A 23,523-nucleotide genomic window follows, 5' to 3' on the forward strand; every position below is an offset into this window, starting at 1 on the left:
TGGGGCATTTCCATAAGCCCCTCTTCCTCAACTAATGAACGGGGTGTCCCCCACACGACTGCCGCACGACCAATTCGCACGGCAATGTCCTGATCCCTGGTTCGATGGCGCGGCCCTCCGCCAGCGCCAGAACCGTAAGCCCGGCCTCCCGGCCGAGTGCCTTGAGATTCATGTCAACCGTCGTCAGCGGCGGCCGTGTTTGGGCGGCGACGATCTCCCAATTGTCGAAGCCAACCACTGAGACGTCCTCCGCCACGCGCACGTCGCGCTCGCGCAGGGCGTCGACTACAGCGCGGGCGATCTGGTCGTTGCCGCAGAAAATGCCGTCCGGTTTCGGTCCGGGCGTATCCCAGATTTGCGCAACGGCCGCGTGGCCCCAGGCCTCCGACCATGTGCCGTACATCACCGGCAACGTGTCGCCGACGAGGCTTCGATAGGCCCTTGTGCGCTCGCGTACCGAAACGAAGCTCTCGGGGCCGGTGATATGGGCGATCCGGCGGCGGCCGAGACCCATCAGCCATTCGACGGCAAGAGCGGCGCCCTGGAAATCGTCGGCGCAGAAGGTAACACTATCGGGTGTCCCTTCCGTGAAGGCGTAGACGACGGGCACGGGCAGGTTGGACAGATCCACCGGTAGCCGGCGGTCGATCCTCTTTCCCGAAGCGATGATGCCGTCGACGCTCTTGTCCAGCATGGCGTCCACATGAACCTTTCCGAGCGCAGGATCGTCTTCGATCGTGCAGAGAAATACCGAGACGCCGTGATCGACGAGCGCCTCGGTAATTCCGGCCATGACAGGGAGAGTGAAACGGCCGTAGGTATCGTTCGTCAAAAGACCGATGGTGAAACTCCGATTGCTAAGCAGACCCTTGGCCAAGGCGTTCGGCCGGAACCCGATCTCAGTCGCGACGCGCTTGACCCGTTCCCGCGTGTCGTCGGCCATCCGCCCGGTATTGTTCAAGGCTTTCGACGCCGTCGAAATGCTGACCCCTGCGGCAGCGGCAACATCGTGAATCGTTACCCGACCGTTTCTGATCCGCTGGTTTTCCAGATGTCCTCTCCCGAACTTATTTGCGATGAGAAAAGCTTTTCCCATCCGAAGAGTCAAGATGAGAAAAGCTTTTCTCAAATTTTTTTGATCATGCCTGCCATGAATGTCTTTGGCTGTAAAGGTGGGATATCTGCGCGACTTCTACGGCCGGTCGAAAGACCAGCGGTTCACCATGTAGGTGCGCGGCGAGGTTCCGAGCATGCGGCGGAACATGGTGGTGAAGGCGGCAACGCTTTCGTAGCCGGCCTCCAGCGCGACGTTGGTCACCGGCTGCCCCTCCGCAAGTTGCGGCAGGCACGCGAAGACGCTCGCCTGCTGACGCCAGGTGATGAAACTGATGCCGGTTTCCTTGCGAAATTGCCTGGTGAAGGTGCGGCGGCTCATTGCGAGCTTCTCGGCCCAGTCGTCCAATCTGGCATTCGGGGTCGGGTTTGCCAGATACTCACGGCAGAGCGCCGCCAGCCGTCGGTCGGATGGGAAGGGGAGGCCGAGCGGGCGTTCTTCCAGCGTCGAAATCTCCTCGATGAGGAGGGAAAGGACAAGTTCAGCCTTGCGATTTCCGACCGGCGCTTCCCGCAGCCGGATGGCTTCGAGCAGCAGACTGCGCGCGAGATCCGTCACTTCGACGACGCGGGGCGCCTCGTCCGGCGGGGTCGGGTCGCGCGGCATCACATAGACCGATTTCAGGCTGACATCGCTCAGCATCTCGACGGAGTGCTCCAGCCCAACGGGAATGAGCAAGGCATGGCCGGGCGGCACCATCCATCGGCCGCGGGTCGTCAGGATCAGCACGACACCGGCGAAAACACAGAGCAATTGTGTGCGGCGATGATGATGCCAGGGAACAGTGTAACCCTGCGGCGGCTCCGAGCTGTGGACGAGCACGCCGGCATTCGATCCCTCCATCCAGAGCATATTTTGCTCGTGATCTCGGTCGAGTGTCGCCAGCAGCTTTTGAGAGAGCTTTTCCATTTTGGCCCGATCGCGAAAGAACTGGACCAAAACACGAAAGAAGGTCACCTGCAAGCCGTGTAAAAGCTGATCAAACGGCATGGCTGAAAGAATCGGCCGGCGCAGGAAGGAATCCTCAATGGTTGCGGCATTTTCGGGCGCGCAGGCCCGATTTGAGAAGACGACAATTTCAATCGTCGTGGCGGTCAGTGTCTGCCATCTTTTGAACGACATCATGCAATCGCTGCTGACGTCGCTCTACCCGATGTTCCGGGAGAACTACGCCCTCGATTTCGTTCAGATCGGTCTGCTGACGATGACGTTTCAGATTACGGCGTCGCTGCTGCAGCCGGTCGTCGGTATTGTCACAGACAAATGGCCCATGCCTTATTCCCTGCCGGTCGGTATGGTCAGCACGTTTTCAGGGCTGGTGCTGCTCGGTTATGCCGGCAGCTTCCCCATGCTGATGGTCGCGGCGAGCCTCATCGGTTTTGGGTCCGCGGTGTTCCATCCGGAAGCCTCGCGCGTCGCGCGGCTGGCTTCCGGCGGGCGCCATGGCCTGGCGCAGTCGCTCTTCCAGCTCGGCGGCAATGCCGGCTCGGCCATCGGCCCGTTGATCGCCGCCTTCTTCGTGCTCCAGCACGGCCAATCGAGCGTCGCCTGGCTCGCGGTTCTGGCGGTCATCGGCTTCATCGTCCTGAGCTGGGTCGGCACCTGGTATGTCAGCCATCGCCGCGAGCATGCCGCGCGTCCGGCTCCCAGCCGCGCCTTGCCGATAGCACGCAACAAGGCAGTCTGGGCGCTTGCGATCCTCATCCTGCTGACGGCAACGAAGAACGTGTATATGGCGAGCATATCGAGCTATTTCACCTTCTACGTCATCGACAAGTTCCATCTCGACGTTCGCGACGCGCAATTGATGCTGTTCCTTTTTCTCGGTTCAGTCGCGGTCGGAACGATCATGGGCGGTCCGGTCGGAGACCGTCTCGGAGCGCGCTTCGTGATTTGGTTCTCGATCTTGGGCGTTATCCCCTTCGCGCTGATGATGCCCTATGCGAACCTGTTCTGGACCTGCGTCCTGACGGTGGTGATCGGGCTGGTGTTTGCTTCGGCCTTCCCGGCTATCGTCGTCTTCGCGCAGGAATTGATCCCCGGCCGCGTCGGGCTGATTGGCGGCATATTCTTCGGCTTCGCTTTCGGGGCAGGGGGGCTTGGCGCGGCGTTTCTCGGCGATTTTGCCGATACGCACGGGATTTCCTTCGTCTATACGATCTGCTCGTATCTGCCGCTGCTCGGTCTGTTCACAATCTTTTTGCCACGTATACCGAGACATTGAGCAATAGCGGCGGGGTTTATTGCCCCGCCGCGCATCTCGCCGTCTGGCGCGGGTGAGGAGACAAGCCCGAAAAATTGCTTCCATTTTGAGACTGGTCATCGGTCTGCTCTTCGCCATAATCTATGCCTGCTTCACGCAGGAGGAGGAGACCGTCGAGTGAGCACAGGCACCAAAGTCCCGGCCGAGGAAGGTTTCTCCGGTGGCCGTTCCCATCTGCTTTTGCCGATCACATCAGCCTGATCCCGCCTTCAGCATCCTTCCTGCTTTGCAATGCCTCATTCGCGACGCCATGACCGCCCGTGCGGTCCCGGCCTGACATCAACCAAGTAGGACATGCCATGCAGCTCACCATCGCCCAGCGCCTAGACCGCCTCAAGGTACGCACCGCAGAGCTCAGCCATTGGCGCGAACGCGCTGTACTTGCGATCGACAACTGGACGTTCGAAGGCGAGGATATCGCCATCGGTGAGGCTTGGCCGCATCGCAAAGGCGTGGTGCATTTCGCCTCGCAAGCGAAGGTGCCTGGCGACTGGCCCCTGGAGGAAATCCGCCTCCAGCTCGATCTCGGCGGCGAGAGCCTGATTACGCTCGCTTATCAAGGCGGCGGGAGCGAAAGCTTCGGGCTCGATCCCTATCATCAGGAATTCCCGCTGAAGGATCGCAATCTTTCGATCACGACGGACAGCGTTGCCCGCTTCCCGTTCGGCGAACCGAACCGCCAGCCGAAGTTAAACCGGGCGCGGCTCGCCTGGCTGGACATTCCCGTGCACCGGCTGAACCTTTTGTTGCGGCAGATAGTAGAGGCTATCGAGGCGCTTGATGATCACGACGTCGTGCCGCATCTGCTTGATGCCGCCGAGACGGCGCTGCGCAGCCTCGACTGGCCTTCCGCGACGGCTTCCTATGTTTCCCGCACGGCGAACGCCGAATGGCAACAAAAGATTTGGGAATTGCCCGAGCTGGTCGAAAGCCCGCAGGGTCTCTCCGAGGCCGAGCGCGCCTCTGTCGTTGCAGCCTATGACGGCCTGCTTGCCCGCCTGAAGACGCTGCAGGAGCGTTATCCGCAAAACGGCGAATTGCTGCTGACCGGCCATGCCCATATCGATCTTGCGTGGCTGTGGCCCTATGACGAGACGCGCCGCAAGATGCGCCGGACCTTCCACACGGCGCTGTCCTTGATGGATCGCTCGCCCGATTTCCGCTTCAACCAGTCGACGGCGCATTATTATGCGCAGATGGAGGCTGACGACCCGCAACTGCTTGCGCGCATCAAGGAAAAAGTGGCCGATGGCTCCTGGGAAGTGATCGGCGGCATGTGGGTCGAGCCGGACACGAACATGCCGACGGGCGAAAGCCTGGTGCGGCAGATCCTTTATGGCCAGTGCTATTTCGAAAAAACTTTCGGTGCGCGTCACACGGTCTGCTGGCTTCCGGATTGCTTCGGCTTTTCCGGCGCTTTGCCGCAGTTGCTGCGTCAGGGCGGCATCGAGAGTTTCTTCACCATCAAGGTCAATTGGAGCGAGACCAACCGGTTCCCCTATGATCTCTTCTGGTGGGAAGGTCTGGATGGCAGCCGGGTGCTGGCGCATACCTTCGACAATCCGATGCAGGGTTATAACGGCTTTGTCCAGCCGGATTGTTTCATGCCGACCTGGAAGAATTTCCGCGCGAAAACCCTGCATGATAGCTCGCTCCTTGCCGTCGGCTATGGCGATGGCGGCGGCGGCGTGACGCCGGAGATGGTCGAGCGCGAAGTGCAGTTGCGCAATTTCCCCGCCATTCCGAAGGCGCGCTGGGGCAACGTGGCTGATTTCTTCACGAGCGCCCATCGCACGGCGAAGGAAAAGCATGTTCCGACGTGGTCCGGGGAAATCTATCTCGAACTGCATCGCGCGACGCTGACCAGCCAGAGTGGTGTCAAGCGGCTGCATCGCAGGGCGGAGCGGGCGTTGATAACAGCCGAAACCCTGGCATCGATCGCCCATATGATCGGTGGCGCCGCGCCGCAGAGCCTGGAGGCTGACTGGCGTGTCACGTTGAAAAACGAGTTCCACGATATCCTGCCCGGATCGAGCATTCGCGAGGTCTATCAGGATGCCGAGCGCGAGCTTTCCACCGTCATCGATCATGCCAAGATGGCTCAAAACGACGCTGTGGGTGCCATCGTTTCGGCGTTGCCGAAGGGCGGCGTTGCGGACGCTCTCGTCGTCGTCAATCCGTCGCTGGATGCCCGGCCGTTGCGTGCAGTCCTCGCCGACGGCACGGTCCTTTCGACCGGCGACATAGTCTCGCCGCTCTCAATCCATGTATTCGACCGCGCCGCATTGAAACCAGCCGGTGGTTTGCACGCCGAAGCGACCGGGCTGGAGAATGAGCATCTCGCCGTGACCATCGGCGCGGATGGAGCCGTGCAGAGCCTTGTGCACAAAGCGACCGGCCGCGAGGCGCTGGCGGAACCCGCCAATCAGCTTTGGGTCTATCCGGTCGACAAGCCGCGCAATTGGGATGCCTGGGACATCGACGCAGACTATCCGGAAAAGGGCGTTCGTCTCGACAAGCCGGAGAGCATCGAACTCGTCGAAAACAGTCCATATCGAGCCGCGATCAAGGTCGTCCATCGCTATCGCGACTCCAGCATCGTGCAACATTACGTGCTGACGGCCAACGCCAAGCGGCTGGATATCGAAACTGAAATCGACTGGCATGATCGCCGCACCTTGCTGCGCTCACTGAGCCCGGTTGCGACGCGGGCGCGCACCGCCACGTTCGAATGCGCCTATGGCGTCGTCAGCCGCCCGACGCATACCAATACGAGCTGGGATGCTGCGATGTTCGAGGCAGTCGCCCATCGCTTCATCGATCTCAGCGAGCCGGATTTCGGTGTCGCTTTGCTCAACGACGCGAAATACGGCCATAGCGCGCGCGGCAACGTGCTCGGCATCAGCCTGGTGCGTGGGCCAATCTATCCCGATCCGATGGCGGATGAGGGCGTGCAGCGTTTCAGCTACGCATTGCTGCCGCACACCGGCGAATGGCATTCTGGTGGTGTGCGGGAGGAGGCCGACGACCTCAATCAACCGCTGATCGTCGCGACGGCCGCCGGTCTCGCGGAGACGACGCTCGCCCCGATTGCCGTGACGGGCACGCCGGTCGCGCTTTCCGCCATCAAGCCGGCCGAAGATGGCGACGGGCTTGTGCTGCGCGTCTACGAACCGGCCGGCCGACGCGGCGGACTTGCCGTCATCCCGGCAAACGGCTGGACAATCAGCCAAGTCGTCAATCTGATGGAGGAGCCGGCCCCACGCGATGCGGGTCCCGATATCCTGCCCTTCGAGGTCAGAAGCTGGAAGATGATACGGGCGTGACGGCTGCGCCGACCTGGATGGTCGAATGAAGAGCAGCCGGCGCTCCACGAACAGAGCTCGGAGCAACAAATGAGTACGAAAACTCTGCGTTTGCACATCCCCCAATGGCAAGGGGGAAATTTGGAAGCCTATCATTTCGGGGCACAGTTGCTGGCGTGGCTTGCCCCGGCGGCCGCAGGGCCGGTCGCGACGGTCGAAGTGCCGGAGCCCGATGGTTCCGAACTTCCTCTCGAAGACGGCATCGTCGCGCGGAGTGCATTGCTTCGGCAACTGGATTCGACAGACCAGATCCTCAGGAAGGAAATGCCCGACAGGATTGTCGTTCTGGGTGGCGACTGCCTTGTCGATCTCGCCCCGTTCGCATACCTCAATGAGCGGTATGAGGGCGATTTGGCCGTGCTTTGGGTCGATGCTCATCCCGATGTGATGACGCCAAAGCATTTCGTGCATGCGCACGCGATGGTTCTGGGCAATTTGATGGGAGAGGGCGATCCGGATTTCACGAATAGGGTGGCCCGGCCGGTCAAGCCTGAGAAGGTAATGTATGCAGGGCTCTACGATATGTCGCCTGAGGAATGGGAGATCGTTGAAAGGCTGGGGCTCAGCATGGCGACGCCGTCCCAATTGATCGACACCAGCCAACCGGTGATCGAATGGCTTCGTTCGACGGGCGCCCGGCATGTTGCCATCCATTTTGACCTCGATGTCATCGATCCCGTCCAGTTCCGTTCCCTCAACTTCGCGATGCCGAATGCGCCTTCAGACGCGTTCGAGGGAGTTCCACGAGGTAGAATGACCATTGCCCAAGTGGTTCGTCTTTTGAACGACGTAGCCAGGGAGGTGGACGTGGTGGGGCTTGGAATTACCGAACACCTGCCATGGGACGCTATCGCCATCAGAGACATGCTGAGAGCGCTTCCACTGATCGGGGAAGGTCGCGCCTGAGAAGATGGGAATCGAACCGTCAGCGGAGGAATTACACCTTCAGGAACTGTGAGGACTTGTCGAAGCTTAGGCCCGGAAAGATCTTCGAATTGAGGTCGTCGGCGCCGACATCGAACTGCCGGTAAAGCATGGCGGCGGCTATCTCGCGCACGTCTGCGGTGGGCATCAGGTCGCGGTTCTCGAAGAGGTGCTCGTCCTTAATTCCCGGCCATTTTCCGAGTACGCGGCCGCCATTGATGGCGCCGCCCGCCAGCAGGCAGCAACCGCCGGTGCCATGGTCGGTGCCGCCCGAGCCGTTCTGGCGGACCGTGCGGCCGAATTCGGTCATCGCCAGAACCACCGTCGTCTTCCATGCGTCCGGGCCGAGCGTGCGCTTCAATGTCAACACCGCCTGCGTCAGGTCCCCAGCCGCCTTGCGGAATTGGGCTGCCTGCTGCACATGAGTGTCCCAGCCGTTGATGGAGAAGCTGGCGATGCGGTATTCGCGCAGCAGCATCCTGGCGGCAAGCGCTGCGACATCGGCTATCTGTTCGCCATGTTTGGCGCCCGGCGCCTCGCCCATTTTCGCCGATTGGTCTGCGCGCATCGCCTCATCCATCGCCTTGGCGAAAGCGGGATCGTTGGCATAAAGGCGCGTCAGGAACTGCATCTCATCCGCACCCATGCCCAAACCGGAATCCGAGGCCCAGACGTCGACCGTATTGGGGCCTGATAGGATCAATTCGGTCGAGGTGTTGATGTCGATCGCCTTATGCGCGGTCGAGCGCGCGATGCTTCCGAGTGCGCGGTTCAGCCAGCCGGTCTTTTCCTCGGCGACGTGGCCGCCACCCGATTCCAGCATGTCCTGGCCGTCGAAATGGCTACGGGCGTCGCGATAGGGCGTCGAAACGGCATGGACGAAGGCAAGTTCTCGGGCCTTCCATAGCGGCAGTAGGTCCGCCGCCACCGGATGCAGGCCGAAGAAGCCATCGAGATCGACAAGCCCGTTATCGGGAGCGATGGCGATATCCGGTCGCAAGCCGGCGAAGGATGCCTCACCATAGGGCTGCACCAGATCGAGCCCGTCCATGGCGCCGCGCAGCACGATGGTCACGAAGCGGTTGTCTCCGGGCATGGCCGCAAAGGTTACCGGCGTAAAGATCGGCGCAGCCGCCAAGCAGCAGGCGGAAGCGAGGAAACCGCGGCGGGAAAGCGAGAGGGCCATATTATCTGCCATGGGATGTTCCTCGCTCTAACGACGATTGAATTCGGGCGAAGCAAGCGCGAGCGTCAGGCCCGTCATCTTGTTCGGCGCTTGCGTGACAACCCGGATCGTGTCGTCGCGAGCCGCGTCCGCCAGCGTCTCCTTGAGAAACTGCCTCGGATCATCCTGCTTGCCATAACGACCGATTGCGCGCCGCGCCCAGGAAATCCGTTCGGACAATTCCCCGGCATTGATCCAGGCGTCGAAACCCTCGGGAAAGCCGGCCGGACTGGGTGGCCGCCACACAGGCTGCCCCATGCGCTGCAAGGCGTAGACGCCAAGACCGCGCGGCACATAGAAGGTCGCATCGATCGCGGCCTGCCGGCGTTTTGCCTCCTGCGGATCCGGTCGATTGGCTGTATTGTCGAGCGGGCCGGAGCTGTTGTCGGGCATAGGCGGATTGTCATCGACCATTGCCTGCCCGGCACCCTCGTCATCGGCAAGCGGATCGACGACTGCGCCCGCGGCCGCATTCCTCGGAAGATCGAGCGCCCGCAGGCCGGCCACGACAAAGTCGAAAGGTTGTCGGGCCTTGGCGCCTTCATTCGTCCAGGCGGCGGGATGATCGAGCATCGCGCCATAGACTGCCATCAGGTCACCATTCGTCTTTCGCCACATCTGGGTCATGGCATCGATCATCGCTTGCGGCGGCGTATCGGAAATGAAGTGGACCGCGAGCTTGCGACTGATATGCGCCGCCGTTTTCGGGTTCAGCGCCAGATCGTCGAGCATCTGCAGATAATCCCGCTCCGATCGCTGAGTTCGGCCATAACTGACACCCAGCACTCGATGGCTGCCGGGTTCGGCAACGGCCTTGCGGAAATCGACCTCGACCGCCTGCCGGTCGACGGTGATGCCTGTCAGCACCATGGCGGCCGCTCGCACATCGTCCTGCGTATAGCCGCTGCCGGCGCCCAGTGTGTGCAACTCCAGCAATTCGCGGGCGAGGTTTTCGTTCAGTCCCTTGTTGCGTTTGAGGCCGGCGGGAGAATCCGGGCCGAGCGATTGCGCCTGGTCGAGATAGATCAGCATTGCCGGATGTTGGGTAGCGCCGCGCAGCAGATCCGGAAACGTCCCGCCGATATGGGGCCGGATCGCCTCGGCCTCGAACAGGGGAACGATGAGTTTCATCGGTTGGGTTTTGTCGACACTCACCGAGAAATGGTTCGTCCAGAAGGCGGCCAGCCGCTCGTAGAAGCCGTTCGGCGAGAAGACGGCCTGGGCGATGCGCGCATCGGCATCGCGCTGGTAGCTCTGCTGAAGTTCTTTGAAGACAGCCTTCTGCTCATCCCGCTTGGCAGCATCATCGATGTCGCTGCTGCGGATGTCGCGGAGACGGTCGGCCACATTGCGGATCGCCTGGCGGCGCGCATCGATGCCGCCCACCGGAAAAAGGCAACTGACGTCGCCCACTCGCATCGGGTCGAGCAGCGCGTCCCTGTCGGCAGGCGGCGTTTCGTTCGGGCGAAATCCGTAGCCGAACCGCAGTGCCGCCATGGTTTGAAATGAAAGGCTCATCGCTTGTCACCGCATCACCGATCCGGTGGTAGGCTCGCAGGCAATTGTGTCAGGAAAGTTCGGAAATTGTGGCCTTTTTCCGACATGGACAATTTGTAATTCACCTACGGGAAACCGCGCCATCTGGCTATCGCTTGAATATCAATAATTTAACGCGCACGGACGGATTGGGCACATTCTCCGCAAGTGCCAGATCTGTCGTAATTCCTCCTTAATTTCTCTTCTATCTGGCGAAGCGGAAAAGAGGTGAGCGATGGTCAAATTTATTCATCGGAACATGGCGCTGTTACTGGCAATGGCCATGACTGCGCTCGCCATAGCTATGTACAATACGATCTCCCTGCTGGTGAGACATCACCACACGGTACTGCATGACATCCGTCATGCGGCCTTCGTGCTTGTTGTCTTCGGGATTTTTTACGGAGTCGTGCGCTATATCCAGGCATTGCCGGAAGACGCCGATTAGAATTCCGTTTCGATCCGGTGACCGGCATCGTCGGCGCTGATCCAAGACACCTTTGAAAAAAGCCGGCAACTGCATATTGGCGATTGCCGGCATATTCGTGCTTAGGCCGCCTGACGGGCCTTCGAGGGGCGCGTAGCGGCTGCCTTTTCGACCATGGCGGTAACTTCCGCGCGGCGAGCGCCGGAGAGCGGCAGTCGCGGCATGCGGACGCGCTCGGAGCCACGGCCCATGATCTGCTCGGCGAGCTTGATCGACTGAACGAGATCATGCTCGGCGTCGAGGTGCAGCAGGGGCATGAACCAGCGATAGATGCGGCGAGCCTCTTCCCAGTCGCCGCGCTCGGCAGCAGCAACAAGCTCCACGGATTCCTGCGGGAAGGCGCTGGTGAGGCCTGAAACCCAACCCTTGGCACCCAGCATCAGGCCTTCAAGCGCAACGTCGTCAAGGCCGGCGAAGATGTCGAAGCGGTCGCCGAAGGCATTGATCAGGTCGGTGAAGCGGCGCGGATCCGGCGCGCTTTCCTTGACGGCCTTGATATTCGGCACCTCGGCGAGGGCCTGCAATACGTCGGCGCCGATATTGACGCGATAGGCCGGCGGGTTGTTGTAAAGCATGATCGGCAGTGAAGTTGCTTCTGCCACGGTACGGAAATGCGCGATTAGCTCCTCCGGCTTCGGGACATAGACCATGGCGGGCAGGAGCATCAGTCCGTCGGCGCCAAGCTTCTCGGCATCGCGCACATAGGCGACGGCGCGGCGCGTATCGAATTCGGAAACGCCGGTGACGACCGGAACGCGGCCGTTCACCACTTCGACGGCCGCCTTCAGGATCGTGCGCTTCTCCTCCGGATCCAGCGAATTGTTCTCGCCGCAGGTTCCCATGACGATGAGGCCGTTGACGCCGTCATTGACGAGCGCGTCCTGGACGCGCTGCGTGGCAGCGAGATCCACGGAAAGATCCTCGTTGAATTGTGTCGTTACGGCGGGGAATACGCCCTTCCATCCTGTCGTCATTTTGGCTCCTCGATTGAAAGTACTTGTGTTATATACAAACTGTCGACAAGACTCAAGGATGGTTTGAATGAGGTATGTGGCTCGATGCCTGCTGTTGCTGAAAGCCGGCAGAACAAAATAATAAGATGCTTGTTTCGAAGAAGGACATCGGATGGTGAACGACACGGAGAATGTGCGGGTGCGGGGCTCGGGCACGCAGAGCGTCTATGTCGCCTTGCGCCGGGAAATTCTGTCGATGGCGCTCGAGCCGGGCAGCCCGCTCGACGAAGTCCGGCTTTCCGAGCGCTTCAAGATGTCGAGAACACCGATCCGCGAGGCGCTCCTTCGGCTTGCCGCGGAAGGGCTGGTGACGACGCTTCCAAACCGCAACACCATCGTCGCGACGATCGACTTCGCCGGCCTGCCCACCTATTTCGAGGCGCTGACGCTGATGTATCGCGTGACGACACGCGGGGCGGCGGGGCGGAAGGATGCCGATATCATGCAGCGCGTGCGCGCCCGGCAGAAAGAATTCGCCGATGCCGTGGCTGCTCGAGATGCCTTCGGCATGATCGAGGCGAACCGCGAATTTCATGTCGCCATCGCCGAACTTGCTGGCAATCCCTATTACACCACCTTTTTCACGCGGCTGCTGGACGAGGGTCGGCGCATCCTGCGTCTTTACTACTCGACCTTCGACGATCGCCTGCCGCGTCAATATGTGGACGAGCATGAGCAGATGATCGCCGCTATCGAGGCTGGCGATGTCGCCCGCGCCGACCGGCTGGCGATCGATCATGCAGCGCAGATCGTGCGCCAGATTCAGGAATACATCGCCCGCGACCTCGAACGCCCCCTTGCGATTGAGATTTCGTGATGTCTGCAGTCGCAGTCGTGTCCATTCAATAGCCGGTGTCGGCCGCTCGGGAGCCGAGCGCAACAGGAACTGGAAAACAACAAGATGACATGGTCCCATCCCGTCCCCCGCATCACCGATGACGAGAGGAAGCTCCGACTGGCACGACTGAGAGAGGCGCTGGAGGCGGAGGGCATCGCAAGCATGCTGCTCGGCTCGACGGAAAGCCTGCGCTATTTCACCGGTCTCGACTGGCATCCGAGCGAACGGTTCCTTGGCGCGCTCGTCACACCAGCCGCACTCTATTACATCGTCCCGGGTTTCGAGCGCAGCCGCGTGGAAACGCTGCCGCATCTGCCTGGCGAAATTTTGGTGTGGGAGGAGGAAGAAAACAGTGCCGGGCTCGTGTCACGGCTGCTGGGTCAAGTCGGCTCGCTTGCACTGGACGATGAGCTGCCGCTTTTCTTTTACCACAGGCTCGCTGCGGCCTTTGGCGCCGAAAGATTGAAGGATGGCGGTCAGATCATCCGGAGCCTGCGGCGCATCAAATCTCCAGCCGAGATCGCTCTCATTCAATACGCCATGAACCTGACGCTCGATATCCAGAAGCAGGCGCATGCGCTGATGAAACCAGGCGTCAAGGCTTCAGAGGTCGTCGACTTCATCGACCGGCAGCATCGCCAAGCCGGAGCAGACGGCGGCTCGACCTTCTGCATCGTTTCCTTCGGGGCGGCGACCTCCCTGCCGCATGGCGCCGAGGGCGACCAGACCCTTGCGACAGGCGACGTCGTGCTTGTCGATACCGGCTGTCAGATCGACGGCTATCATTCCGATCTTACCCGGACCTATGTGCTCGAAAGCCGCAATCGCGAATTCGAAGCGGCCTGGGCCATCGAACGGGAAGCTCAGCAAGCGGTCTTCGATGCGGCAAAGCTCGGCACGCCCTGTTCGAGCCTCGACGATGCCGCGCGCAGGGTGCTTTCAAAACATGCCCTTGGCCCGGATTACCGTCTCCCAGGACTACCCCACCGCGCCGGCCACGGCCTCGGTCTGCAGATCCACGAGGAGCCCTATATCGTGCGCGGCAATGCAACACCGCTTGCCGCTGGCATGTGCTTCTCCAATGAACCCATGATCGTCTTTCCCGACAAATTCGGTATTCGGCTGGAAGATCATATCTATATGACGGCGGAAGGACCGCATTGGTTCACCGATCCCGCCAAGGGGCCGACCGAGCCGTTTTCGTAGTTGACGGACCGCGTTCGGAAAGGCTGACAGAAAACAACGCATCATATTTTCGTGACGGTCCGGTTGGCTTAACGGCGAACCGGATTGCGCCTCTATGACCTCGCTCGCTTGTAACTTTCGATTAGAAGTCCGCGCCTCAGCGGAACCAATCCGCGTTTCCGTAGTTTACCGGGCGGCTCGGAGACCGGAATGGCATCTGCGAAAGCGCGCCCCGGTCATCGATGCAATCAGAAGTGCGGAGAGCGACTTGTTGGGTTTTGAAAAGATTACGCGTGATTTTTCTGGACGAAAGAAAGCAGAAACAGAACTCAGGCGGAGTGAAGAACAGTTTCGCATTCTCGTTCAGGGTGTCGCGGATTACGCCATCTATATGCTCGATCCCCGAGGTTACGTCTCCAGTTGGAACCTCGGTGCGCAGCGCATCAAGGGCTACTCGCAGCAAGAAATCCTCGGCCAGCATTTTTCCCAGTTCTATACGGAGGAAGACCGCGCGACGCAGCTTCCGTGGAGGGCGCTCGATATTGCCGCCAGAGAGGGCCGGTTCGAAAACGAAGGTTGGAGAGTCCGGAAGGACGGGTCCCGGTTCTGGGCAAGCGTCGTCATCGATGCGCTTCGCGACGACGATGGAACGCTTCTCGGGTTTGCGAAGGTCACGCGCGACATCACCGAGAAGAGAGAAGCTCAGCGCAAGCTTGAACAGGTGCGGGAAGAATTGTTCCAGGCGCAAAAGATGGAAGCGGTCGGCCAGCTAAGCGGGGGAATGGCTCACGATTTCAACAATTTACTGATGGCCGTTCTCGGAAGTCTGGAAATCGTGCGCAAGCGGACTGCTGACAATCCCGATATCACCCCGTTGATCGACAACGCCATCCAAGGCGCGCAGCGCGGTGCGGCGCTGACGCAGCGCATGCTCGCCTTCTCTCGGCGTCAGGAGCTCAAGATTGAGCCGCTCGACGTGGTCGAACTGGTTCGCAATATGACCGGCCTGCTGCAGCGCACGGTAGATCCGTCGATGACGATCGAAACGCATTTCCCCCTCAGCCTTCCAAGGGTGACCTCCGATCCGAACCAACTTGAGAACGCTCTTTTGAATCTCGTCGTGAATGCGCGCGACGCGATGCCAAAGGGCGGACGGCTCGTCATTGCCGCCGAACTTCGCAGCATTGCCAGGGACGAAGCGGACGGACCGAAAGCGGGGGCCTATGTATGCCTCTCCGTCAGGGACGAGGGAGAGGGGATGGACGAGGCGACGCTTGCCAATGCAACCACACCATTCTTCACGACCAAGGGCGTTGGCAAGGGAACAGGACTTGGCCTGCCCATGATCCAGGGATTGATGGCGCAATCTGGAGGCAAGCTGATCCTGAAATCGCGCAGGGGCGAGGGAACCACGGCCGAGCTATGGCTTCCCGTCACAGCGGAGACCGAGACGAGGAAGGATGAGCCGGCGATTGAAGCAGCGCCCGCGGCCGGAGGCTTGTTCAATATCCTGGCGGTGGACGACGACGTGCTGGTCCTGATGAACACGGCAATCATGCTGGAGGATCTCGGCCATACCGTGCTGCAGGCTCATTCAGCCGAGGAGGCGCTGAAGCTGCTCGAGGATCACAACGATATCCATATCGTCATCACCGATCACGCCATGCCGAGGATGACCGGTTCACAGCTCGCCGCGGCGATCGCCGAGCGGCGGCCGGGTTTGCCGATCATCCTTGCTACCGGATACGCCGAGCTTCCGGCGGGCAGCAACAACGATCTGCTCCGCCTGCCGAAGCCATTCAATCAGGGCCAACTTGCCGCGGTGATCACCAAAGCCGTGACCGAGACTCCAGTTGCCGGCATCGTGACTGCCGGCGAGCCATAGGCATCGCCGACGCAAGATCCGCTCAAGCATGTCCGTAGGTGAGCTTCGGATACCAGTCTCTTGCCCGACCTTCGGGTGTCATGTCTAGGATCGTCCAGAGCGGCATAAGATCGGGCGCGCCGCGTGGATCCTGACCGGGGTCGGCGGTGACCGGACCCATCTCCTCAGCCCAGAAATGCCGGATCGTTCCATCTCTGCGGGTAAAGACATTGACGGCGGCATTGTCGTTGCCGTTGGCTCCGAGCGCACGGTAATCGCGGCTATATTCGCCGGTCGGGTCGGAATAGAGTGGCAAATTCTGCCAGCGGCGCTCTGTCTTGAAATCAAGCAGTCTCTCGATCGGCGACCGAGCGACGACGGCAATTGCCATTCGCTGTTCGATATCGAGTATTTCGCCCTCCAGCGCCGAAAGAAACGACGTGCACATCGGGCAGGGCCGCGACCGCTCGGGGCCGAACATGTAGCTGTAGATCAGCAGGGTTTCCTTATCATCGAACAAGTCCTCGAAATTGACCGGACCGTCGGGGCTGATGAACTGATAACGCTTCTTCACCATGCCGCCCGGCGGCAGCGCGCGCCGCTGCGCGGCGACACGCTCTATTTGCCGCCGAAGTTCGATCTCTTCTGCCAGCAGAGCATCTCGCGCCTGCCGGTATTCGCTGCTTTCGTTGGGAAATCTGGCACCGTTTTTTTGCGCCAGTTCTGCCGCAGGCGTGTATCCATCTTCGTTGATCATGATGTCCTCCCTTGTGCGATCGATGAGCCGATACTGGTCGTATGGCACCGTCGGAATTCGACCTGACGCGGGAGAAAACCCGGTTGCCGATCGAAAGTTCCAGCATTCAGCAGGGCATCGGGTTAACGGGAATCACTGGGCGGCGGAGCGGACCCCGGGGGTGTCATCCCATTCGACATCCGATATCGGCTCGTCGCTCTCGAGCATCGGCGCGTCCATGACATAGAGATAGCCGTCGAGCATGTCGCAGGCGCGTTCGGTGGCGTCGATCTTGGCCTCCGTTTCGCTGATCGCGGTCGCGATGGCCTTGATGCGGGCGCGCAGCATATGACCGACGACATCCTTGCCGGGGCGTTTTCCCAGACGATCCAAATGAAGGCGGATGCGGTCCGAATGACGCTCCAGCTCGCTTTTGCTGAAGTGTGCCTTGCGGATTTCTTCCAAAAGACTGGCGCGCATATGGGCGACCGGATCGAAGGTTCCGGGTTCGCGCTCGTCCAGCACCATATCTGTAATGAGCTTCTCGATGGCGACGAGGGCCTGCAAATCGACGGCGTCGGTGAGTTCGACGTCATAGCCGGTATCGTCGAACACCTTTCGGCGCACCGGGTCCAGAAGCAGCTCGTAGGCCTTCTGGAGCTGTCCGAAAGCATCGGTGTCGCCGCCGGAATCCGGATGCGCCGACTTCGCCCGCTTCCGATAGGCGGTCTTGATCTGCTCTTCGCCCGCATCGCGTCCGATGCCGAGAATCTCGTATGGATCGGTCACTCCAACTCCTGCTGCCGCTCAGCCCCGTCCAAAGTCCTGAAGCTCTTATGCCGTCGATGATCCCGGCAGCACACAGCGCCTGCCGCAGGACGGTTCGTATCCGTCCCCGCTTCTTCTCTATCATCACCGCGGCAGAGTTTGGACAAAAACTATGATGACGCGACGCAGAAACGTTCTTTCTGTTGAAAGCTGCCGGTCTCTGGAGGAAATTATTTGGACAAGGACTTCAGGACCGGCTCCGCATTATGCGCGTGACCTCTTCCGCCGGAATAGGCTTGCTGAACAAGTATCCCTGGATGGCATGGCATCCGGCCTCCGACAGGAAGCGCGCTTGCTCTTTAGTCTCCACGCCTTCGGCGATCACGTCCAGTTCCAGCGATCGTGCAAGCGAGATGATCGCGGATGTGATCGCCATATCGTCGGCATCATCGGGAATATCCGCGATAAAGGACCGGTCGATCTTGAGGCGCGACAACGGAAAGCGTTTCAGCGTGCTCAGGCTGGAATAGCCCGTACCGAAATCGTCGATGGCGAGACTGACGCCCAGGGCGTTGAGTTCGTGCATTTTCATGATCGCCCCCTGCACGTCGCGCATCAGAAGACTTTCAGTGACCTCGATTTCGAGCCATTGCGGATCAAGGCCGCTCTCGGCGAGGGCTGCGGCCACCTGACGGGTCATGCCCTGTTCCTGGAACTGCCGAGCAGACATGTTGACGCCGATCTTCACGGGCGGCAGCCCCTGTTTCTGCCATTCTTTCGCCTGACCGCAGGCCTTACGCAGGACAGCCTCTCCAATCGGTACGATGAGGCCGGACTCCTCGGCGAGCGGAATGAAGTCTCCGGGGAAGACGAGCCCGTCAGTCGGATGGTTCCAGCGCACGAGCGCCTCCACGCCGATAATCTCGCCGGAGGTCATGTCCTTTTGCGGCTGGAAATGCAGGACGAATTCGTCCCGTTCGACCGCGCGTCTCAGCTCCTCCGATCGCCCGAGTTTCTGCCGTGCATTCTCGGCCAGTACCGGATCGAACACCTGGATACTGTTTCGGCCATTCTCCTTGGCGCGATACATCGCCATATCGGCGTTGGCAAACAATTCCTTGGCGGTCCTGCCATGTATGGCAAAGCTGGCCATGCCAATACTGCATGTGAGCTGCAGGTCCATTCCGGCCAAAGTAAGCGGCCGCGCCACGGCCTCGCGAATGCGCGTCAGCCACGGGACGAAGTCTTCGTCGGTCTGCTCGAGTGCCAGAATGAATTCGTCGCCGCCGATGCGCGATATCAGATTGTCTTGACCAATCTCCTCGGAGATCCGGTTCGCCACGATCTTGAGCAGCTTGTCGCCGGCCGCGTGACCGAGGCTGTCGTTCACGAGCTTGAAGTTGTCTATGTCGAGGAAGACGACCGCAACTTTCCTTGACGTTTCGTTGGCACGCCGCAGCATATCGTCGAGCTTTCGGTCGAGCAGCGTACGGTTTGGCAATCCGGTCAGGGCATCGTGCTCAGCAAGGAAGGTGATACGCTCGGCATCGTAGTGACGGTCGATCGCGATACCGATCGTTTGTGCGACGCCCGTCAGGAACTCCCACAGGCTCGCTTCATGGCAGGATACTTGGACGGCGAGCGCGCCGTGCTGTCCGCCGTCACCCGACGAGATTGCAAAGCGACGCCACGATGCCGGGTTGTCGAGGATATCTGCCGGCGAAATCGAAGCCGCGCGTGCCGACGGGGACGCCGCCGCCATATAAAATTCCTGGGCGCCTTCCTTGTGCAGGAGTACAGCGGCGGCAGTACCGGGGATGACCTCTTCGAGCAGGTTTGCGACGTCACTGAGGAACGGGTCAAGGCGCACTCCTTTGGCGACCGCCTTGAGAAGCTGCGCCTGGGCCTTCATCAGGCTTTCCCCACGTTTACGGGCCGTGATGTCCCGCGAGGCCCCAACGACGCCGATCACCTTTCCCGTTTTGTCCCTCAGCGGAACGCGCGACATCATCAGCCAGCCGTTGCCTCTCAGACGGCGTTCCTCGAAACCAAGATCGGGCTCACCGGTCTCCATGACGTGTCGCTCGATGGCAGCTATGGTCTCGGCTGCCGCCGAAGGATGGATATCGTAATCCGTCAGCCCAACCATATCCTCCACGCGCTCAAGTCCATTGTTCAAGACGATGGCCCTGTTGGCGAATAGGAAGCGGCCCTCCAGATCCTTTGCATAGATGTAGTCCGGCACATGGTTGATCATGGCCTCGAGCCAGTCGTAACGCTCGGCGAGACTGGGCTCTTGGGACTGCAGAAGCTCCTCCGCCGCGCGCCCGCGGGTAATCGGCTCTTCGGTATCCACAGGTACCGCGTCCACAACCTCTTCTCCGACTGCCGCCTTGCGCATGTTTCCCTCACAATCCACGCCACGCTACAGTGTGAGCAAATCGTTATGTATCAGTGAAAGACCGATTGTGGGAGTGTGACATGTCAGCCTTCTGTGGCGACATCGTAAACTATTGGTTGACAATAGTATTGTCGGTTAAAATTCCCCCTCGGTCGCGATAGCGCCGGCGCGAGCCTGCGCACTTTGCTGCGCTGTGATGTTGGGGAGTTGGGAATTGCGGACGCAATCGCGGGAAATAGATACACCTCGCCTCCAGTGATGGAGACGAGGCGCGTTTGCCTTTCAGGAGAGATGCTTAGGCAGCCGAGAACGGCACTGCCACGAAGGTCTTGTCGCCGCCGCGTTCGATCAGCAGCAGAACCGACTTGCGGCCTGCTTTGCCGGCTTGTGCAACTGCGTTTTGGGCATCGTGGGCACTGTGGACCGGCTGATCGTTGACCGAGACGATGATGTCGCCCGCTTGGATGCCGGCAGCGGCGGCCGACTTATCGGGATTGACGCTGGCGACGACGGCACCTTCGACACCGTGCGGAAGGTTGAGCTGCTCGCGTAGATCCGGTGTCAGATTGGCGAGGCCGACGCCGATGCTCGGCTGATTGGACGGTTGGACTTTCCCGTCACCGCTGTCATTGGCAGCCTGCTTGCTGTCGTCATTGCCGCCGAGGGTGACGTTCACATCCATGCTCTTGCCATCGCGCCAGACCGTGAGCGAGCGCTTGTCGCCGGGAGAAAGATCGGCAACCAGGCGCGACAAATCCTTGGGCGACTTGACGGTCTCGCTACCGACGGCCGTAACGATATCGCCGGTCTTGATGCCGGCACGTGCAGCCGGCGTTCCGTCATTGACGCTGGCGACCAGGGCGCCTTGCGCCTGCGAAAGGCCGACGGCATCGGCAACATCGGCCGTCACGGGCTGAATGGCGACCCCGAGATAGCCGTGATCGATCGAGCCGTTCTTTTCAAGCTTGGCGACGATCGCCTTGGCTTGATCCGAGGGGATGGCGAAACCGACGCCGACGCTGCCGCCATTCGGCGAATAGATGGCGGTGTTGATGCCGACGACATTGCCGTCCCGATCGACCAGCGGGCCGCCGGAATTGCCGTGATTGATCGGAGCGTCGATCTGGATGAAATCGTCATAGGGGCCGCTGTGCAGATCGCGGCCACGGGCCGAAACGATGCCAGCGGTGACAGTCGTGCCAATGCCGAAGGGATTGCCGATCGCCAGGATCTGGTCGCCGAGCTTCAATTTATCGGAGTCGCCCCAGGCCACGGTGGCGAGAGGCTTCGGCGCCTTGATCTTCAGGACAGCCAGATCGGATTTTGCGTCAGCGCCAAGGAGCTTGGCCGGTAGTTCGGTGCCGTCATCGAGCGTCACCTTGATATCCGTGGCATTCTGAATGACGTGGTTGTTGGTGACGATGACCCCGTCCGGGCTGATGAGGAAGCCGGAGCCGAGTGCCATGGCGCGCTGCGCCGGACGATGCTGCGGCGCCTCCTGCTGCGGGAAGGGGATGCCCTGGTTCTCGAAGAACTGGCGGAATTGCTCGTCCATCGGGGAGTCGCCGGCATCCGCGCTGGTATCGGTGACCTTCATCGTAGTGGTAACGGTGACGACTGCCGGCTTGTCGGCGTCGACGATCGGCGCGAAAGAGCCGCCAGGCGCGATGATGCCGCCAGGTTCGGCCGTCGCGGCAACGGCAGCGGGGGTGCTGAAGGCGAAGGGCAGGGCCCCTGCGCCGACTATGATGGCCGCTCCGACGATGGCAGCGGCGCGATGCTTGCGAAGTAGATTTGACATGGCAGATGTCCCTTACGAGATCGTTGGCGATATGGCGTCTTGGGTCCATGTCAGGGACCAGGCGTCGAACGGAGTGCCATTTCTATTCTTTCCGGGGAATCTCTATTATCCGAGTTTACTGCGGAGCTTGCAGTAGAAAAAAGAATTGGCGCTGGAGATTTATATGATCCGCCTGATGAATTTTACAAATTAAATATTGATCATGTTTATATTGCAATTTTGTAAGACATTACTGGAATTTAACGTTGTAATGCCCGAATTTCTTCACCTTTATTGTTTAAGCGCCATCCGCCTGCGGCCAGCGCTTCAATGCTTCCGAACCGAGTTCGGTCAGGGCGTAAATGCCGCGATCGACGCGCTCGAACCAACCATAGACATTGTGCTGCAGTATTTTGGCGGCTTCTGGGGCGCTGGCGCGAATATCTCTGGGACGCTGCTGTCCATTCTGGATCGCCATCGCACAGGCAAGTGCCTGCTGACGGTAGGCGGTCATGATCGGCGCGCGCGTGCTGCCCCCAAGGGCGGGATCGCCCTTGCGCCGCTTATGTTCCTCAACAAGACGTGATCGCCGGCGGATATTCTTGCGCGGCATCGGCGCGACCGGGCTGACGATGATATCAACGGTGTCGTTGTCGGAGACAGCCAGCATGCCGAAACCGAGGCGGCGGCAGAGATCGCGAAAACGGCGGTCGCTCTCTCGTCCCTTGCCCTTCGCCGAGACGCGGGCGGCAATCCACACTTCATCGCTTGCCGCCGCACGATCAACCGCCTGCAGCACGAGTTCCAAATTGAAGGTTAGCTTCAATTCGCAGATGACGACGACGGGCGGTTCATCCTTGCTCAGACCGACAAGATCGCAACTACCGATTTCGCCCTTTACCGCGTAGCCGGCGGCTTCCAGGAAATTCTTGATCGGAAGATAAAGCGCCGTCTCCAAGTCCTGCCCTCTGCTTATCTGATGGTCATTGCTGTTTTACGTGATTCGCGATGCCAAAAAGTCGATAAAGGCGCGGATGCGTGCGGCAAGATAATCATGGCCGGCATAGACGGCGTGGATCAGCTCGATATCTCCCGCATTGAAATCCTCCAGTACCGGCACCAGTGCGCCGGTTTCGATATCGGGCTGCACATGAAAATATCCGACTCGGGCAAGGCCAAGACCGGCGAGACAGAGGCTGCGCACCGTCGGTCCATTATTGGCCTGCAGATTGCCGTAGACCGGCTTCACGAACTCTGATCCGGTGGCCGGATCGCGAAAGGGCCAGCCTTCGGCGGTCGGGCGGAAGTTGAAGGTCAGGCAATTGTGGTGGTCGAGATCATCCGGCGTCACCGGTAGGCCGTGCCTTGCGACATAGGCCGGTGAAGCAACGATGACGCGTCGTCTTTCCAGCAGCTTGCGAGCTTTCAGCGAACTGTCACGCAATGGCCCAACACGAATGGCGACATCGGCGCGTTCGCCGACGATATCGATGATGCTGTCGCTGAGCGAAATATCCAGTTCTATTTCCGGGTAGAGTGCCAGGAAATCCGGAATGAGTGGCACGATGCAGCGCACGCCAATGGCAACGGAGGCGCTGACGCGCAGAGGTCCGCGCGGGACCGTGGCGCCTCCTGCTGTCACCATGCGCTCCGTCTCCGCTATTTCGGCGAGGATGCGTTGAGCGCGCTCGAGATAGACCTCTCCCTCCGGCGTCAACTGCAGCGAACGCGTGGTGCGCACGAGAAAGCGTGTGCCAAGCCGGTCCTCAAGGCGTGTAACGAGCTTGCTGACGGCAGAAGGTGACAGGCGCAATTTCCGCCCCGCTGCCGAGAAACTGCGAAGCTCGGCCACCTGCACGAAGACGTCCATTTCACCGGCGCGATTGTCCATCACTCCACTCAAGCTTTGAATTGAATTCACAAGTGTTGAGTTGATATAGCCAATTATCGATCGAATGTCCTGAGACCATATTCTCATCGAACAAGAACCAGTGCAGCCGGATATTTCCGGATGCCTTTCGATC

General features: G+C 60.3%; 17 protein-coding genes and 1 pseudogene. 7 read left to right on the forward strand and 11 right to left on the reverse strand.

Features of this window, described 5'->3' with window-relative positions; all coding sequences use genetic code 11:
* Positions 1-31: 31 nt before the first annotated feature.
* Both ACXHXG_RS22615 and ACXHXG_RS22620 read right to left on the reverse strand, forming a co-directional pair.
* Positions 32-1,096 (reverse strand): LacI family DNA-binding transcriptional regulator, encoded by a 1,065-nt coding sequence (locus tag ACXHXG_RS22615; protein WP_457900787.1) that lies wholly within the window; start codon positions 1,094-1,096, stop codon positions 32-34.
* Between the two features lie 96 nt (positions 1,097-1,192).
* Entirely contained in the window at positions 1,193-2,023 is an 831-nt protein-coding gene (locus ACXHXG_RS22620) for an AraC family transcriptional regulator (RefSeq protein ID WP_104827884.1), read from the reverse strand.
* 118 nt (positions 2,024-2,141) lie between these two features.
* Here ACXHXG_RS22620 and ACXHXG_RS22625 point away from each other — a divergent pair, with 118 nt between their 5' ends.
* From ACXHXG_RS22625 to ACXHXG_RS22635, 3 genes are all read left to right on the forward strand, one after another.
* The gene (locus ACXHXG_RS22625) at positions 2,142-3,338 is read left to right on the forward strand and encodes an MFS transporter (protein WP_104826809.1); all 1,197 of its coding nucleotides are present in this window, start codon (positions 2,142-2,144) and stop codon (positions 3,336-3,338) included.
* 338 nt (positions 3,339-3,676) lie between these two features.
* Entirely contained in the window at positions 3,677-6,703 is a 3,027-nt protein-coding gene (locus ACXHXG_RS22630) for an alpha-mannosidase (protein WP_457900788.1), read from the forward strand.
* 69 nt (positions 6,704-6,772) lie between these two features.
* Positions 6,773-7,648 carry an arginase family protein gene (locus ACXHXG_RS22635; protein WP_104826807.1) on the forward strand — a complete coding sequence of 292 codons (876 nt, stop codon included), beginning with the start codon at positions 6,773-6,775 and terminating at the stop codon, positions 7,646-7,648.
* Positions 7,649-7,679: 31 nt separating this feature from the next.
* Here the strand turns inward: ACXHXG_RS22635 and ACXHXG_RS22640 are convergent, their stop codons facing one another.
* Both ACXHXG_RS22640 and ACXHXG_RS22645 read right to left on the reverse strand, forming a co-directional pair.
* Positions 7,680-8,864, reverse strand: coding sequence for a DUF1501 domain-containing protein (locus ACXHXG_RS22640; protein ID WP_457900789.1), 1,185 nt, complete (start codon positions 8,862-8,864; stop codon positions 7,680-7,682).
* A gap of 15 nt (positions 8,865-8,879) precedes the next feature.
* Positions 8,880-10,409, reverse strand: a complete 1,530-nt coding sequence (locus ACXHXG_RS22645; protein ID WP_457900790.1) for a DUF1800 domain-containing protein — start codon at positions 10,407-10,409, stop codon at positions 8,880-8,882.
* A 253-nt stretch (positions 10,410-10,662) separates the two neighbouring features.
* On the opposite strand from ACXHXG_RS22645, the gene ACXHXG_RS22650 reads away from it, so the two are divergent.
* On the forward strand, positions 10,663-10,875 hold the full coding sequence (locus ACXHXG_RS22650; RefSeq protein ID WP_104826804.1) for a hypothetical protein: 213 nt from the start codon (positions 10,663-10,665) through the stop codon (positions 10,873-10,875).
* Positions 10,876-10,976: 101 nt separating this feature from the next.
* Here the strand turns inward: ACXHXG_RS22650 and ACXHXG_RS22655 are convergent, their stop codons facing one another.
* Positions 10,977-11,888 carry a dihydrodipicolinate synthase family protein gene (locus ACXHXG_RS22655; protein ID WP_457900791.1) on the reverse strand — a complete coding sequence of 304 codons (912 nt, stop codon included), beginning with the start codon at positions 11,886-11,888 and terminating at the stop codon, positions 10,977-10,979.
* Positions 11,889-12,039: 151 nt separating this feature from the next.
* Here ACXHXG_RS22655 and ACXHXG_RS22660 point away from each other — a divergent pair, with 151 nt between their 5' ends.
* The 3 genes and pseudogenes from ACXHXG_RS22660 to ACXHXG_RS22670 all read left to right on the forward strand — a co-directional run.
* Complete coding sequence (locus tag ACXHXG_RS22660; RefSeq protein ID WP_457900792.1) at positions 12,040-12,744, forward strand: GntR family transcriptional regulator; 705 nt, start codon at positions 12,040-12,042, stop codon at positions 12,742-12,744.
* Positions 12,745-12,828: 84 nt separating this feature from the next.
* Entirely contained in the window at positions 12,829-13,971 is a 1,143-nt protein-coding gene (locus ACXHXG_RS22665; RefSeq protein WP_457900793.1) for a M24 family metallopeptidase, read from the forward strand.
* Positions 13,972-14,095: 124 nt separating this feature from the next.
* Positions 14,096-15,835 (forward strand): annotated as a pseudogene (locus ACXHXG_RS22670) (PAS domain S-box protein); the annotation flags it as partial.
* A 22-nt stretch (positions 15,836-15,857) separates the two neighbouring features.
* On the opposite strand, the gene ACXHXG_RS22675 reads toward ACXHXG_RS22670, so the two are convergent.
* From ACXHXG_RS22675 to ACXHXG_RS22700, 6 genes are all read right to left on the reverse strand, one after another.
* Positions 15,858-16,571, reverse strand: coding sequence for a DUF899 family protein (locus ACXHXG_RS22675; RefSeq protein WP_104826799.1), 714 nt, complete (start codon positions 16,569-16,571; stop codon positions 15,858-15,860).
* A gap of 132 nt (positions 16,572-16,703) precedes the next feature.
* On the reverse strand, positions 16,704-17,339 hold the full coding sequence (locus ACXHXG_RS22680; protein ID WP_283053959.1) for a J domain-containing protein: 636 nt from the start codon (positions 17,337-17,339) through the stop codon (positions 16,704-16,706).
* 226 nt (positions 17,340-17,565) lie between these two features.
* A complete protein-coding gene (locus ACXHXG_RS22685; RefSeq protein WP_457900794.1) occupies positions 17,566-19,719 on the reverse strand; it encodes a putative bifunctional diguanylate cyclase/phosphodiesterase in 2,154 nt (717 codons plus the stop codon).
* A 295-nt stretch (positions 19,720-20,014) separates the two neighbouring features.
* Positions 20,015-21,520: a DegQ family serine endoprotease gene (locus tag ACXHXG_RS22690; protein WP_457900795.1), complete on the reverse strand. Its 1,506-nt coding sequence runs from the start codon at positions 21,518-21,520 to the stop codon at positions 20,015-20,017.
* Between the two features lie 277 nt (positions 21,521-21,797).
* Positions 21,798-22,457 carry a DUF2161 domain-containing phosphodiesterase gene (locus tag ACXHXG_RS22695; protein ID WP_457900796.1) on the reverse strand — a complete coding sequence of 220 codons (660 nt, stop codon included), beginning with the start codon at positions 22,455-22,457 and terminating at the stop codon, positions 21,798-21,800.
* 36 nt (positions 22,458-22,493) lie between these two features.
* On the reverse strand, positions 22,494-23,390 hold the full coding sequence (locus tag ACXHXG_RS22700; protein WP_104826794.1) for a LysR family transcriptional regulator: 897 nt from the start codon (positions 23,388-23,390) through the stop codon (positions 22,494-22,496).
* Positions 23,391-23,523: the final 133 nt, after the last annotated feature.

It is taken from the genome of Rhizobium sp. LEGMi-198b (assembly GCF_054114205.1).

What these genes read in the sequence shown, in the direction of transcription:
- ACXHXG_RS22660 (WP_457900792.1), top strand. Translation starts at nt 12,040, where the DNA reads ATGGTGAACGACACGGAGAATGTGCGGGTGCGGGGCTCGGGCACGCAG.
- ACXHXG_RS22635 (WP_104826807.1), top strand. Translation starts at nt 6,773, where the DNA reads ATGAGTACGAAAACTCTGCGTTTGCACATCCCCCAATGGCAAGGGGGA.
- ACXHXG_RS22700 (WP_104826794.1), bottom strand. Translation starts at nt 23,390, where the DNA reads ATGGACAATCGCGCCGGTGAAATGGACGTCTTCGTGCAGGTGGCCGAG.
- ACXHXG_RS22650 (WP_104826804.1), top strand. Translation starts at nt 10,663, where the DNA reads ATGGTCAAATTTATTCATCGGAACATGGCGCTGTTACTGGCAATGGCC.
- ACXHXG_RS22655 (WP_457900791.1), bottom strand. Translation starts at nt 11,888, where the DNA reads ATGACGACAGGATGGAAGGGCGTATTCCCCGCCGTAACGACACAATTC.
- ACXHXG_RS22685 (WP_457900794.1), bottom strand. Translation starts at nt 19,719, where the DNA reads ATGCGCAAGGCGGCAGTCGGAGAAGAGGTTGTGGACGCGGTACCTGTG.
- ACXHXG_RS22630 (WP_457900788.1), top strand. Translation starts at nt 3,677, where the DNA reads ATGCAGCTCACCATCGCCCAGCGCCTAGACCGCCTCAAGGTACGCACC.
- ACXHXG_RS22665 (WP_457900793.1), top strand. Translation starts at nt 12,829, where the DNA reads ATGACATGGTCCCATCCCGTCCCCCGCATCACCGATGACGAGAGGAAG.
- ACXHXG_RS22675 (WP_104826799.1), bottom strand. Translation starts at nt 16,571, where the DNA reads ATGATCAACGAAGATGGATACACGCCTGCGGCAGAACTGGCGCAAAAA.
- ACXHXG_RS22625 (WP_104826809.1), top strand. Translation starts at nt 2,142, where the DNA reads ATGGTTGCGGCATTTTCGGGCGCGCAGGCCCGATTTGAGAAGACGACA.
- ACXHXG_RS22640 (WP_457900789.1), bottom strand. Translation starts at nt 8,864, where the DNA reads ATGGCAGATAATATGGCCCTCTCGCTTTCCCGCCGCGGTTTCCTCGCT.
- ACXHXG_RS22690 (WP_457900795.1), bottom strand. Translation starts at nt 21,520, where the DNA reads ATGTCAAATCTACTTCGCAAGCATCGCGCCGCTGCCATCGTCGGAGCG.
- ACXHXG_RS22615 (WP_457900787.1), bottom strand. Translation starts at nt 1,096, where the DNA reads ATGGGAAAAGCTTTTCTCATCGCAAATAAGTTCGGGAGAGGACATCTG.
- ACXHXG_RS22620 (WP_104827884.1), bottom strand. Translation starts at nt 2,023, where the DNA reads ATGGAAAAGCTCTCTCAAAAGCTGCTGGCGACACTCGACCGAGATCAC.
- ACXHXG_RS22645 (WP_457900790.1), bottom strand. Translation starts at nt 10,409, where the DNA reads ATGAGCCTTTCATTTCAAACCATGGCGGCACTGCGGTTCGGCTACGGA.